This window comes from Cryobacterium sp. TMT1-19 (assembly GCF_004403055.1).
GTDB classification, from domain to species: Bacteria; Actinomycetota; Actinomycetes; order Actinomycetales; family Microbacteriaceae; genus Cryobacterium; species Cryobacterium sandaracinum.
In genome coordinates this window covers 14,279-26,593 of record NZ_SOHB01000022.1, presented here as the reverse complement: position 1 = coordinate 26,593, position 12,315 = coordinate 14,279, and the positions used below count along the sequence as shown (strand labels likewise).

Annotated in this window: 11 protein-coding genes; 8 read left to right on the top strand and 3 right to left on the bottom strand. The window is 68.2% G+C overall.

The genetic code is table 11. The features are described 5' to 3' along the window. Window positions 1-41 precede the first annotated feature (41 nt). The 8 genes from E3T40_RS05750 to E3T40_RS05715 are packed head-to-tail and all read left to right on the top strand — an operon-like array spanning window position 42 to window position 9,057. Window positions 42-1,139, top strand: a complete 1,098-nt coding sequence (locus E3T40_RS05750) for a Gfo/Idh/MocA family protein (protein ID WP_104170524.1) — start codon at window positions 42-44, stop codon at window positions 1,137-1,139. Then, a complete protein-coding gene (locus E3T40_RS05745; RefSeq protein ID WP_104170523.1) occupies window positions 1,136-2,134 on the top strand; it encodes an NAD-dependent epimerase/dehydratase family protein in 999 nt (332 codons plus the stop codon). The genes E3T40_RS05750 and E3T40_RS05745 overlap by 4 nt, the downstream gene beginning before the upstream one ends. Next, window positions 2,131-3,279 (top strand): DegT/DnrJ/EryC1/StrS aminotransferase family protein, encoded by a 1,149-nt coding sequence (locus E3T40_RS05740; RefSeq protein ID WP_134542876.1) that lies wholly within the window; start codon window positions 2,131-2,133, stop codon window positions 3,277-3,279. The genes E3T40_RS05745 and E3T40_RS05740 overlap by 4 nt, the downstream gene beginning before the upstream one ends. Next, entirely contained in the window at window positions 3,272-4,024 is a 753-nt protein-coding gene (locus E3T40_RS05735) for a NeuD/PglB/VioB family sugar acetyltransferase (RefSeq protein WP_134542875.1), read from the top strand. Before E3T40_RS05740 ends, E3T40_RS05735 begins: the two co-directional genes overlap by 8 nt. Further along, window positions 4,021-5,160 (top strand): DegT/DnrJ/EryC1/StrS aminotransferase family protein, encoded by a 1,140-nt coding sequence (locus tag E3T40_RS05730; RefSeq protein WP_134542874.1) that lies wholly within the window; start codon window positions 4,021-4,023, stop codon window positions 5,158-5,160. The genes E3T40_RS05735 and E3T40_RS05730 overlap by 4 nt, the downstream gene beginning before the upstream one ends. A 5-nt stretch (window positions 5,161-5,165) precedes the next feature. Further along, the gene (locus E3T40_RS05725; protein ID WP_104170560.1) at window positions 5,166-6,650 is read left to right on the top strand and encodes an oligosaccharide flippase family protein; all 1,485 of its coding nucleotides are present in this window, start codon (window positions 5,166-5,168) and stop codon (window positions 6,648-6,650) included. Further along, a complete protein-coding gene (locus E3T40_RS05720) occupies window positions 6,647-7,918 on the top strand; it encodes a glycosyltransferase (protein WP_104170519.1) in 1,272 nt (423 codons plus the stop codon). Before E3T40_RS05725 ends, E3T40_RS05720 begins: the two co-directional genes overlap by 4 nt. Next, window positions 7,915-9,057, top strand: a complete 1,143-nt coding sequence (locus E3T40_RS05715; protein ID WP_104170518.1) for a glycosyltransferase — start codon at window positions 7,915-7,917, stop codon at window positions 9,055-9,057. The genes E3T40_RS05720 and E3T40_RS05715 overlap by 4 nt, the downstream gene beginning before the upstream one ends. A gap of 37 nt (window positions 9,058-9,094) precedes the next feature. Here E3T40_RS05715 and E3T40_RS05710 read toward each other — a convergent pair whose 3' ends face one another. The 3 genes from E3T40_RS05710 to E3T40_RS05700 are packed head-to-tail and all read right to left on the bottom strand — an operon-like array spanning window position 9,095 to window position 12,215. Next, on the bottom strand, window positions 9,095-10,456 hold the full coding sequence (locus E3T40_RS05710) for an O-antigen ligase (RefSeq protein WP_134542873.1): 1,362 nt from the start codon (window positions 10,454-10,456) through the stop codon (window positions 9,095-9,097). Window positions 10,457-10,458: 2 nt separating this feature from the next. Then, a complete protein-coding gene (locus E3T40_RS05705) occupies window positions 10,459-11,280 on the bottom strand; it encodes a hypothetical protein (RefSeq protein ID WP_104170516.1) in 822 nt (273 codons plus the stop codon). A 56-nt stretch (window positions 11,281-11,336) separates the two neighbouring features. Next, a complete protein-coding gene (locus tag E3T40_RS05700; protein ID WP_104170515.1) occupies window positions 11,337-12,215 on the bottom strand; it encodes a glycosyltransferase in 879 nt (292 codons plus the stop codon). Window positions 12,216-12,315: the final 100 nt, after the last annotated feature.

The following is a 12,315-nucleotide window of genomic DNA, read 5'->3' as shown; positions in this document are numbered from 1 at the left end:
TGTCCGGCCTGACGGCCGGCTGATGAAAGACGAGGACACTTGTGACGTCACGATTGAGAATCGCGGTCATCGGAGCCGGCTACTGGGGTCCGAACCTGGCACGCAACTTCGCTGCCAGTGCCGAGTGGGATCTGGTGGCCGTGTGTGATCTCGATCGGGCCCGTGCCCAGGCGGTCGCCGACGGGGTGAGTGGCACTCCCTCCGTGTACACCGACCTCGACGAATTACTCGCCCGGGACGACCTCGACGCCGTCGCAGTCGCGACCCCGGCCGCAACACACCATCGCGTCGTGCTCGCGGCGCTTCGGGCGGGCAAGCACGTCCTGGTCGAGAAGCCACTGGCCGACAGCCGCGAACGGGCCGCGGAGATGGTTGCCGAAGCGGCCCTGAACGGACTCACGCTGATGACGGATCACACGTACTGCTACACGCCCGCCGTCCTGAAGATTCGCGAACTCATTCAGGACGGCGCCCTCGGCGACCTGCTCTTCATCGACTCGGTGCGGATCAACCTGGGCCTGGTCCAGCCGGATGTCGACGTGTTCTGGGACCTCGCTCCGCACGACCTGTCGATCATCGATTTCCTGCTGCCGGGAGGGCTCCGCCCGACGGCCGTGGCGGCGCAGGGGGCTGACCCCCTCGGCGCCGGAAAGGCCTGCATCGGCTACCTGACCATCCCGCTCGCGAACGGGGCTATCGCCCACGTGCACGTCAACTGGCTGAGTCCCACCAAAATCCGCCGGATGGTCATTGGTGGGACCGACCGCACGCTCGTCTGGGACGACCTCAACCCCCAGCAGCGGCTCAGCGTCTACGATCGCGGTGTCGACCTGACCCAGCAGTCCGTCGACGGCATCGATCGCGCCTCGTCGGCGGTGTCCTACCGCCTCGGCGACACCTGGTCGCCTGCGCTGCCCGAGCGGGAGGCTCTCGGGGTCGTGGCCGGCGAATTCGCGGCCAGCATTCGTCAGGGGCGCCCCGCGCGCACAGACGGTGAAGCAGGACTGCGGGTGCTGTCCGTGCTGGAGGCAACGAGCCGCAGCCTGGCGAACGAAGGAAGGATGGCGTCGATCGACCATGACCAGGAGCCTGCCCCCCGGCCCGTGCCGAGCGAGCCCCTCGTGGAGGTACGGCGATGAGCGTGCTCCAGGGAGCAAGTGTGCTCGTCACCGGTGGCGCCGGCACGATCGGATCGACCCTGGTCGACCAGTTGCTCGATGCGGGCGCGACCCAGGTGGACGTACTGGACAACTTCGTGCGCGGTCGCCGAAGCAACCTGACCGCCGCACTGGAATCGGGCCGGGTCACCGTGGTGGAGGGGGACATCCGCGACCGGGACCTCGTGCACGACGTGACCCGCGGCAAGGACCTGGTGTTCCACCAGGCTGCGATCCGCATCACCCAGTGCGCGGAAGAGCCTCGACTCGCGCTCGAAGTGCTGGTCGATGGCACGTTCAACGTGCTCGAGGCAGTGCAGGCGCACTCGGTCGGCAAAATCATCGCGGCCTCCAGCGCGTCGGTGTACGGCATGGCCGAACAGTTCCCGACCGGGGAACGCCACCACCATCACAACAACGACACCTTTTACGGTGCGGCGAAGTCCTTCAACGAGGGGATGTTGCGCAGCTTCCGGGCCATGTACGGCACCGACTACGTGCTGCTCCGCTATTTCAACGTGTACGGACCGCGGATGGATGTGCACGGCCTCTACACCGAGGTTCTGGTGCGGTGGATGGAGCGCATCATGGACGGCAAGCCACCCCTGATCTTCGGCGACGGCAGCCAGACCATGGACTTCGTCTTCACGACCGACATCGCCCGCGCGAACCTGCTGGCCGCGACCAGCGACAGCCGGAAGGGCGTATTCAACGTCGCCAGCGGAACCGAGACGAGCCTGCTCGGCCTGGCCGAGGCCCTGCTGCGCGTCATGGGATCCGATCTCGCGGTCGAGCACGGCCCTGAACGCGCCGTCAACGGCGTGGCCCGGCGCCTCGCTGACACGGGCGCCGCCAGCCGGGAACTCGGCTTCAAGGCCGAGGTCGGCCTGGAGGACGGGCTGAGGCAACTCGTTGATTGGTGGCTGCCGTTACGGGACGAGGTCCGGTCCGAGGCGCTGTCGGCGGTGCGGGCATGAACCGAATCAACGTCATGAAGCCCTGGCTCGGCGCGGAGGAGGTTGCCGCGGTCACCGCCGTGATCGAATCCGGTTGGGTTGCCCAGGGGCCCCGCGTGGCCGCCTTCGAAGAGCAGTTCGCCCGGGCCGTGGAAGCACCCTACGCGGTCGCCACCTCGAACTGCACGACAGCCCTGCACCTGGCCCTGGTCGTCGCGGGCGTCGGCCCCGGTGACGATGTCGTGGTGCCCTCGTTCTCCTTCATCGCCACGGCCAACGCGTCGTCCTATCTAGGAGCACGCGCCGTGTTCGCCGACGTCGGCCGGCTCACCGGCAATGTCACGGCGGAGACCATCAGCGCGGCCCTGACCCCCGGCACGAGCGCCGTGATCGTGGTGGACCAGGGTGGAGTCCCGGTTGACCTCGACCCGATCCGCGCGCTCTGCGACCCGCTCGGGATCGTTGTGATCGAGGATGCCGCCTGCGCGGCCGGCTCCCGCTACAAGGGCCGCCCGGTCGGAACCGGCGCTGACCTCACCGCCTGGTCCTTCCATCCGCGCAAGATTCTCACCACCGGCGAGGGCGGAATGCTGACCACCGGGCGGGCGGTCTGGGCTGATCGGGCCCGGCGGCTGCGCGAACACGGTATGAGCGTCTCGGCCGAGGCCCGGCACGCATCCGTGCTCGCACCGGCCGAGGAATACCTCGAAATCGGCTTCAACTACCGCATGACCGACGTGCAGGCCGCGATCGGGATCGTGCAGTTGGGACGCCTGCCCGAGGCGGTGCGGCGGCGGCGGGAACTCGCGTGCGCCTACGCTGAAGCGGTGGCGGAGGTTCCGGGCCTGCGTGCGGTCGCGGACCCCACATGGGGGGAGAGTAACTTCCAGTCCTTCTGGATGGAGGTCGGGCCGGAATACCCACTCGACCGCGACGGGTTGCTCGAGCGCCTGGCTGAGGCCGACATCTCCGCCCGCCGGGGAATCATGGCTGCGCACCGGCAACCGGCCTACCGCGGTCGGGACACCGGGCGGGCCTCCCTCGCCGTGACGGAGCGCCTGGCCGACACCACTCTCATCCTGCCGCTGTACCACCAGCTCGAGGCGAACGACCAGGCGCGCATTATCGACACCCTGCAGCTGGAAGGCGCTCTACGTCATGACTGAGCTCCTGCTGGTGGGCGCGAGCGGGCTCGCCCGGGAAGTCCTCAACCTGCTCCGGAACCGTCCGGAGTACGTCCTCGTCGGTATCCTCGACGACCTCCCCGGGCTGCAGGGCTCGTCCGTCGACGGCGTGCCTGTTCTCGGAGGACTCGACCAGATCACGCGTTACCCGGCCGCGCGTATCCTGATCTGCGTCGGTCGCGGCGAGGCGCGGGCCCGGATCTCCGACCGGCTGGCCGGGCTCGGGGTGACCGATTCCCGCTATGCCCGGCTCGTTCACCACAGCGTCGAGGTCCCCGACACCTGCCGGATCGGCGTGGGGAGTATCGTCCTCGCCGGCGTCGTGCTGACCGCCGATGTCGTTCTCGGCCGCCATACCGTGGTGATGCCGACGGTGACGCTGACACACGGCGACCGGGTGGACGACTTTGCCACGCTCTGCGCCGGTGTCTCCCTCGGCGGCAACGTCTCGGTCGGTGCCGGTGCCTACTTGGGCATGAACGCGGCCGTGCGGGAAGGTGTCCGCATCGGCCGGGGGGCGGTGCTGGGCATGGGATCCGCCGTGCTGGAGAACCTGCCCGACCGGGAAACCTGGGTGGGCGTGCCTGCCCGCCGCCTCCGCGCGGCCGCGGACGGCCCGCTCGTTCCCCTGCCCCCCACTTCCGTGCCCGCACCAGAAGCGCCACTTGCTCCGGCACTGGCAACACCTGTCCGCGGAACGCCCGCACTCACTGGAGGAATCGAATGACGACCGTCCCCATGCTCGACCTGTCGCTGCAGCACACGCAGGTGGCCGACGAGATCCGCGCCGGCTTCGATCGGGTGATCGCCAGCTCGAGCTACATCCTCGGCCCTGCCGTCGACGAGTTCGAGGCCGCCTTCGCCGACTATTGTGGCGTCGCTCACGCCATCGGCGTCGGCACGGGTACGGATGCGATCGAGCTGGCCCTGCGCGGGACCGGGATCGGCCCCGGCGACGATGTCATCGTTCCGGCGAACACGTTCGTGGCAACGGCCGAGGCGGTTCTCCGGGCCGGCGCCACCGTGGTCTTCGCGGACTGCGACGAGAATTTCCTGCTCGACCCGGAGGACCTCCGCACCCGGTTGACTTCCCGCACACGGGCGGTCATCGCGGTGCACCTCTACGGACAGACCGCCGCGGTCGACGAGATCCGGGCGGTCGTGGGACCGTCCATCGTGCTGATCGAGGACGCCGCGCAGGCTCAAGGGGCCCGCCATCGCGGCCGCCGCGCAGGTTCCCTCGGCGACGTTGCCGGTACGAGTTTCTACCCCGGTAAGAACCTCGGCGCGTACGGCGATGCCGGCGCCGTGATGACCTCATCGCACGCTATCGCCGAGCGCGTGCGCATGCTGCGCAACCACGGCGGCCTGCAGAAGTACGAACACCTTGAGGTCGGCACGAACTCGCGCCTGGATTCCCTGCAGGCCGTCGTTCTCTCGGCCAAGCTGGCCCGCCTCGAATCCTGGAACGCGGAGCGAAGGAAGCTGGCCGAGCGCTACGACCGTCTGCTTTCCGGGCTGCCGCTGGTGACCTGCCCCCGCACGGTCCCCGGCAACGAACACGTCTTCCACCAGTATGTGGTGCGGGTGCCCGAGCGGGACCGTGTTCTGGCCGAGCTGAACGCGCACGGAATCGCCGCCGGCATCCACTACCCGCTGCCGGTGCCGCTGCTTCCCGCGTTCGCCGGCCCCGTTCCGGCGAGGGGGCGTTTCCCCGTCGCCGAGCGTTTGGCGACCGAAATCCTTTCCCTGCCGATCTATCCGGGGCTGGAGCCCGAGCAGCAGTACTACGTCGCCGAGCAGCTCGCCCTCTCGATCGGGCGCACGCCGGCCGTGGTGACCGGCATCCGCGCAGCCGGGTGAAGATTGTGACGGGAGGACAGGGCGTCAGGACGGTGCGCGAGGCTCCGGGAGCCTCGCGGGCGCTGTTCTGGAGCTTCTCGAACACTGCCGTGTCGCGCCTGGGTACCCTCGGAATCGGCATCGTCCTGGCGCGCGTCCTCGGCCCGGAGGAGTTCGGCACGTATGCCGTGGCCTTCGTCGCCCTGATGGCGATCCTGAGCTTTAACGAGCTCGGCGTGAGCCTGGCGATCGTGCGGTGGCCTGGCGACCCGCGCGAAATTGCGCCGACGGTCACCACGATCTCCATCGTCAGCAGCGCAGTCGTCTGCATCGGGGGCTACGCTCTTGCGCCCTGGTTCTCCGCCGTGATGGGCGACCCGGACGCCACCGATGTCGTGCGGCTGCTCGTCCTGAGCGTGCTGGTGAACGGAGTGGTCGCGACCCCGGCCGCTCTGCTCCAGCGGGAGTTCCGGCAGGGGACCAGAATGATCATCGACCAGGTGAATGTCTGGGTCGGCGCGGTGCTATCGGTCACCCTGGCTCTGCTGGGCTGGGGTGCGATGAGCCTGGCCGTCGGCCGCATCGCGGGAACCGTTCTCTCCGGCGTGCTGTTCCTCGTGTTCTCGCCGCTGCCGTACCGCCTCGGTTTCGACCGCCGTCACGTCAATGCGCTGCTGTCGTTCGGGCTGCCCCTCGCCGGTGCCAGCCTGATCGTCTTCTTCGTCAGTTACGCCGATCAACTGGTCGCCGGCCGATACCTCGGGGCCACCATGCTCGGTTTCTACGTGCTGGCGTTCAACCTGGCCAGCTGGCCGGTCAGCATGTTCTCCCAGCCGCTGCGCAGTGTGGCGCCCGCTGCCTTCTCCAGGCTTCAACATGACACGGCGCAGATGAATACCGCGTTCCGGTCTACCCTGCGCGTCCTCGCCGCCGCCGCGCTACCCGTCTGCTTCTTCCTCGCAGGCGCCTCAGACCCCGTGATCCGCTTCGTGTACGGCGACGTCTGGGCGCCCGCGGCGACCGCTCTCACCTGGCTGGCACTGTTGGCGGCTTTCCGGATCATCTTCGAACTGGCCTACGACTTCCTCGTCGTGTTGAGGAAATCCGGGTCGCTGTTCCAAATCCAGATCTGGTGGCTGGCCGCGCTCGTGCCGGCGCTCATCGGCGGAGCCCTCTGGGGCGGGCTGGGCGGCATCGGCCTCGCCCAGGTGGTGGTGGCCGCGTCAATCGTCCTGCCGCTCTACCTCTGGCGCCTGAAGAAGACCGGGATACTGATCCGACACGTGGCCCAGCCGATCGGACTTCCCCTCGCGGGCGGACTCCTGGTCCTGGTTGCGGGGCTCCTGGCCGGAACAGCCATTGAGAACCCGTTCCTGGCCGCGCTGCCCTCCGGGCTGCTCGCGCTGGCAGTGATGGGGCTGCTCCTCCATCGGGAACGGGATACCCTCCGTTCGCTCCGGGGCCTGGGCACAGTGCCGGCCGATGCCGGGGTCGGCGGTGGGGCCCAGTGAGAATCCTCGTCTACCCGCACGACCTGGGGCTCGGCGGCAGCCAGCTCAACGCGATCGAGATTGCGGCCGCCGTTCAGGCGCTCGGCCACAGCGTCGTCATCTTCGGTCGGCCCGGTGCCCTGATTGACCGGATCGAGGATCTAGGACTCGAATTCGTCGAGTCCCCGCGACCGGGGAAGCGACCTTCACTCGGCGTCGTGGCGGCGCTGACGAACCTGATCGATGAGCGGGAAATCGACATTCTGCACGGGTACGAATGGCCGCCGGCACTCGAGACGGTACTGGCGTCACGTCGACGCCCGGCAGCCCGGTCCTTTGTCACCGTGATGTCGATGTCCGTGCCGCCGTTCATCCCGCGCACCGTTCCTCTAGTGGTCGGCACGGCCGAGATCGCGGCTGCGGAACGGTCGAACGGGCGCCGCAGGGTGAGCGTGCTCGAACCTCCGGTCGATGTGTCCTTCAACCGTGCTGACCTGGACGTGGGACTTGCCGACTTCCGTCGCCGCTGGCATCTCGACGGAGGGAAGATGACGGTCGTGTCGGTGACCAGGTTCGCCCACGAGCTCAAACTCGAGGGAACCCTCGCGGCCATGGACGCCGTCGCGCGCGTCAATCGGGACATCCCGACGCGGCTCGTGCTGGTCGGTGACGGTCCGGCCCGGGGCGAGGTGGAGGCGAAGGCCCGGTTCATCAACGCCCAGGCAGGGGAGGGCACAATCGTGCTGACCGGCCAGATCTCAGATCCCCGGCCGGCCTACGCAGCAGCGGATGTCTCACTCGGTATGGGAGGATCGGCCCTCCGGGCCCTGGCCTTCGCGAAACCACTGGTCGTGCAGGGCGAACAGGGGTTCTGGCGCCTCCTGGCCCCCGATTCGGTCCAGGGCTTCCTTTGGACAGGCTGGTACGGGGTAGGTCGCTCCTCCGAGGACGGAGCGGACACCCTTGCCGGCATCCTCCGCGAGGTCCTCAGTGATGGACGCCTGCGTCGGTCCCTCGGCTCGTTCGGCCGCGACGTCGTCGAGGATCGATTCTCCGTGACTCGGGCCGCCGGGTTGCAGGTGGAGCACTACAGCGCCGCGCTGGCCGAGGCCCCGGGTTCCCTGTCCACCCTCGTCGGCGACGCGGCCGCATTCGCCCGCTATGCCCGGTACTACGCGGGAAAACGCGTCCGGCGCGCGCTGGGCCGGGAGCAGGCCGACGATTTCAATGCCCGACCCGTCTCCGGGTCCACCCAGGTCCTGCGCCGCAGCCGGACGGGGGTGTCATGACGGGCGAGCCTGGTGCCGTCGTCTACATCGCCGGCAGCCGCTGGGAGGGCGTGGCGGGCACCGACTGCCGGCTGGTGACTGCCTTGGGTACCCGCGTCCCGGCGCTCTGGGTTGACCCTCCTTTCTCTGTGCTGACGCGTACGCGCGGCGGCGGAGTGGAATTGAACCGGGCCGGACGGTCGTCGGTGGCGCCCGGGGTCACTCGGCTGCAGGTCCTCGCGCCGCCCGGGGCGTCCCGTCCGGGAATCAGGCACGTGACCGCGCGGGTGGTCGCCCGGGGCATTCAGTCGGCCCTCGCCGCGAGCGGCGCGTTGGCAGCGGTAATCGTCCTTGCGTCTCCGCTGGCCCGGTTCCCCCGCGGCGTCGCTGGGTTGCGGATGTTATACGTCACCGATGACTGGCCGGCTGGAGCAGCCATGATGGGCCTGCCGGCCGCGCGGGTGTGGTCGGTCCTGGCCCGCAACGTGCGTGACGCGGACGTCGTCGCGGCCGTCTCTCCCGATCTGGCCGCGACATTGGAACGGGACTACGGGGTCTCAGTGCATGTGCTGCCCAATGGCTGTGAACCGAATCGGGCGCTCGCGCCGGAACCCGACACGGCACGGGCGGGACTCGTGGGCCAGCTCAACGAGCGCTTGGATGTCGGGATCCTGGAGGCCGTGAGGGCCGGTGGCACGCCACTGGACATCGTCGGCCCGCGCATGGACCGGGATACCGTTACCCGGCGTGAACTGGATCGTCTCCTCGCCGCGGACGGTGTGACCTGGCACGGAGCGGTTTCGTTCGAGGAGCTGCCCGCCCGAATGGCGCGGATGGGTGTGGGGCTGACGCCCTACGCCGACACCGCCTTCAACCGCGCCAGCTTCCCGCTCAAAATTCTCGAGTATCTGGCCGCCGGACTTCCTGTCGTCTCCACAGATCTTCCCGCGGTGCGTTGGCTCGATACCGACCTGATCACCATCGGCCGCGACCCGGAGGAGTTCGCGCGCCAGGTCCGGGAGCTTCTCGGGCGCCCTATCGACCCTGCTGAACGCGACCGGAGGATTGCCTTCGCGGTGGGGCACACCTGGCGCGCCCGTGCCGACCAGCTGCTGGCCCTCGTCACCAACTTATCGGCAGCGTCCGATATCCTCCTCTGAATCCGACCGTTGCCGACGCTGGACTGTCGCGCCGCCCCTAGCCTGGCTGCGACAATGCGTCCGCTTCGGTCGGGGGAAGGCCACTGGCCCGATTGCGGATGGCCAGACGCCAGTACGCCCCACACAGCCCCAGCATGAGGAAGAGCGTGCCTCCGGCCATGCGGAATGAGAACGCGTCGAACAACGCCGTGAGGACGGCCCCGGCGAGCACCGAAGCCGCCAGGGCAGGGCCGAGCTGGCGCGTGAGGGCATCTGGCGGCCAGCGACGGGCAGTGATGGCGACGACAATCCCGGTGACGAGCAGACTGACCAGGGCGAGCAGACCCAGGGTGCCGAGTTCGACAACGGTCAGAAGATACTGGTTGTCGAGGATCCGGTACTCCCGGGTGTAGGTGCCGAAGCCCCGCCCCAGGATTGGACTGCGGCTGAATATTTTATTCACGTCCTCATAGCCGCTTGAACGGGAGGTGATGCTCGGGTCGCTTCCGGTATTGAGGAACAGGCCCCGTAAGGTGCCGAGCATACCGGGGACGGTCAGGTAGAGCAGGGCCAGCCCCGCTGCGGAGGCGACGGCCACCCGGATCCGGACTTGCCGCGACCAGAACGGTAGGAGCGAGACGATGCCCAGCGCCAGGCCCAGCCAGCCCGAACGGGACCCGGAGACCGCCAGCGCCGCGATGATGACGAGAGCGGGCAGCCAGCGATGCCAGCGTGAACGGGTGGTGTCCGTCAGGGCGAACGTCAGCGCGATCGGCAGGATCATCGACAGAACCGCGGCGTACTCGAGCGGGCTCATCGCCGTGGCAGCGGCGCGGGCGAATCCGTTCCTGTCCTGTACGGCGGAGAAGTCCTGGGAAACGCTCAGCCCGGGAATGCTGATTGACGAGACGAAGGACTGGCCCGTTGCGAACTGGACGAGGCCCAGGGCCGCGAGCAAGGCGCCAGCCACGACGAGTCGATGGAGCAGGATGCGGAGCCGCGCCATGTTCGGAATGAGATCGGTGGCAACGAGCAGGATGCTGGCGAGGGCGAACAGGCGGATCAGGCCGAGATCGGCGCCGCTGACTTCTGAGCTCGACAGCGGGCGGAGCATCGCGACTATGTAACTCGCCAAGACCGCGCCCACAAACAGGGTCAGCGCTAACCGCACGGGTTGCGTCGCGAGGTCCACCACCGGTTCCCGCCGCGCCAACTGGTACCAGCACCACCAGAGGCCCGCGGCCAGCGCGAAGAGAGCGGAGGGGGATCCTGCGCCACCGAGTCCCCCGATCGTCCGATCGGAGGGGATGACATAGAGCAGCGCCAGAAACGCGGTGAGAACGGTCACCGCGTCCTGGCGGGGAAGCCGCGCCATCCGGACGACGATCGACGGCGGGACCTTCGAGGTGGGATCCGGCATGGTCAACCCCGGGCGCGACGCACCGTGGCAGGGGTGCGTGGGGTTCGGGCCGCAATGGCAGATTTAGCAGTCCTGGCCGGCTTGGTCTTGGCCGGCGGCGTCGTGGCAAGGGAAGAGGCGCTCGACGATGCGGCCGGTGATTGATCCGGGGGAGCGGCCGGTGTTTCGGCCGGTTTCGGTGCGGTTTGGTCGCCGGCGTGTGTGCCGCGACCGCGACCGGGACGCGAGCGGCGCGATCGCAGAAGACCGTCGATGAGGCCCGTCAGCAGGATCGTGAGGGTGACCCCGGCCGCGGTGAGGACCCCCAGGGCCTGCGTTCGGAGTTTCGCATCCACGGTGGCCGCTGTGTCCACGGACAAAGTCATGACCGTGATCCGGGAATCGACTGGCACACCAAGATCGGTCTGCAGGTCGGACAGGGCCGTCGGAACGGCCTCAAGTACTGCCGCGGTCAGGTTACGCGCGCCGGCCTGGGTCGACGCGGTCGAGGTGATGAGCATGATCGGCCCGCTTGTGGTCGTGTCCGCGATGGCCTCGTACGTAGCCTCGGGGTGGGCGTCCTCGAGCCGCTCACGCTCGGCATCCGCATCGAGTGAGCGGGTCAGCACGTCGAGGGCCTGGCCCAGACCTCCGAGATAGAGGTAGGGATTGCCGTCGGGCTCCGTAGAGATTTTCGGCGGAAGGAGGACCATGCTCGCTCGGGACTCGTACGTAACCGGGATGGTCTGGAAGGCGACCCCGGCCAGGCCTGCGGTGAGAAGAAGCCCAAACAGCACGAGATACCACCTGCGGAGCAGGCTACGTATCAGGTCGCGCAAGTACATTGATGACCTTTCACTTTGTTGACCAGGGATAACACTGAGGTCGGATGGACGTGATGTCAGTGGGCAGCCGGCGGTCTCCAGGTGGCGACCCGATGTTTCGCCCTGTCCCAGCCGTCCTTCCCGAGGATTGCCCGTCCCATGCGCTTGACCGCAGCTCGGAACCAGTCCCGGATGCCGCGGAGCGGCTGGGCGACCAGCCGGTCACGGAGCACGGCGGCAGGTTGTGGGTTCGGGATATCGTCGAGCAGCCCGAGGAACAGTTCCCGGTAGGGGCCCGGAGCGCTGAGGCGCCCGTGGACCTTGTTGCTCACATTGGTTCCATGCACGACCTGGAGCCACCCCGGGCGGCCGGCGAGCTCCCTGACAGGGAGATGCCGGGGGAGCAGATCGTGCCAGTCGAGCCAACACGTGCGGGGCTCGGCCGTCCAGCTCTCACGGACCGAACAGAATGCGTTGTGCCGGTCGAAGCGGAGGAACAGCCCCGCCGGGCTCATGATCAGCCCCCGGGTGAGGTAGAGCGCCGTCGGCGCGGAAGGCGCCTGCCCGGACTGCAGGCGGTTGACGAAATCGATAGCGAGTCCGTCATCGTTGTCGAGGTTAGTGGTGATGAGTTCGGACCGGGGCGTGCCCACCACACTGCGGAGGTCCGAGATCAGCTCGGAGTGGTTGAATGATGGCCGGAACAGAGGTACGAACGTTCCCGCGGCCCGGTATTCCTCGATCCGCTCCAGCAGCCATGACGGACTCTCCGGGTCGAAATAGATCACCCAGGTGAAGTTTTCGTTCGTCTGAGCCCGCACGGATGGAACACAGTAACGCTCGAAAAGTTCCATTCGCGTGCGCAGCCAGCCCTCTTGGGCGCGCACGACGCTTTCGACGCCCACGCTGGGTAGGTTGAACCGGGTCAGGAGGACATGGTCGATGGTGCTGGGCATGCGTATCCTTTCGGTTCACGTTTGCGCACTGCTTGAGGTCAGTTGTACGCGATCCTGGACGGGCCGCCAAGGGGTCGAGTTGCCCCCGAACGGGTGTCCT

Coding starts and splice junctions, on each gene's coding strand:
- E3T40_RS05745 (WP_104170523.1), top strand. CDS start 1,136: ATGAGCGTGCTCCAGGGAGCAAGTGTGCTCGTCACCGGTGGCGCCGGC.
- E3T40_RS05740 (WP_134542876.1), top strand. CDS start 2,131: ATGAACCGAATCAACGTCATGAAGCCCTGGCTCGGCGCGGAGGAGGTT.
- E3T40_RS05735 (WP_134542875.1), top strand. CDS start 3,272: ATGACTGAGCTCCTGCTGGTGGGCGCGAGCGGGCTCGCCCGGGAAGTC.
- E3T40_RS05730 (WP_134542874.1), top strand. CDS start 4,021: ATGACGACCGTCCCCATGCTCGACCTGTCGCTGCAGCACACGCAGGTG.
- E3T40_RS05715 (WP_104170518.1), top strand. CDS start 7,915: ATGACGGGCGAGCCTGGTGCCGTCGTCTACATCGCCGGCAGCCGCTGG.
- E3T40_RS05710 (WP_134542873.1), bottom strand. CDS start 10,456: ATGCCGGATCCCACCTCGAAGGTCCCGCCGTCGATCGTCGTCCGGATG.
- E3T40_RS05705 (WP_104170516.1), bottom strand. CDS start 11,280: ATGTACTTGCGCGACCTGATACGTAGCCTGCTCCGCAGGTGGTATCTC.
- E3T40_RS05700 (WP_104170515.1), bottom strand. CDS start 12,215: ATGCCCAGCACCATCGACCATGTCCTCCTGACCCGGTTCAACCTACCC.